The organism is Caballeronia mineralivorans PML1(12) (assembly GCF_001028175.1).
Taxonomy (GTDB): domain Bacteria; phylum Pseudomonadota; class Gammaproteobacteria; order Burkholderiales; family Burkholderiaceae; genus Caballeronia; species Caballeronia mineralivorans.
This window is the reverse complement of the sequence record NZ_AEJF01000327.1, coordinates 1-393: the sequence shown is the minus strand read 5'-3', so window position 1 is coordinate 393 and position 393 is coordinate 1. Positions and strand designations below refer to the sequence as shown.

Annotated in this window: 1 protein-coding gene; it reads right to left on the bottom strand. The window is 66.7% G+C overall.

Going from position 1 to position 393, the window contains the following annotated elements:
* A partial coding sequence (locus EOS_RS42875; protein WP_047898323.1) for a hydantoinase/oxoprolinase family protein occupies positions 1–393 on the bottom strand: 393 nt, incomplete at both ends.

Genomic DNA, 393 nt, shown 5'->3' with positions numbered 1-393 from the left:
ACGGCGAGCGGACGGCTCGCGGACAAGTCGGCTGCCACCGGAGCGCCCAGGAGCCCGATCGCCGAGGTCACGCCGGCGCCCAGCGGGCAGATCACCTTGCGGATACCGAGCTTGCGCGCGACGCCGTAGGCATGCACAGGTCCCGCCCCGCCGAAAGCAATCAACGGCAATCCGCGCGGGTCGACACCACTTTCAGTCGCCTGCATGGCTGCCGCCTTGCTCATGCTTTCATTGACCATGTCATGGATCCCCCACGCGCAGCGCTCAGTCGTGATCTCGAGGTTATCTGCCAGGCGTGCCATTGCCACCTTCGCGGCGGGCCGGTCGAGGGCAAAGTCGCCGCCAAGGAACGAACGCTCGTCGACATAACCGAGCAGCAGGTCGGCATCGGTC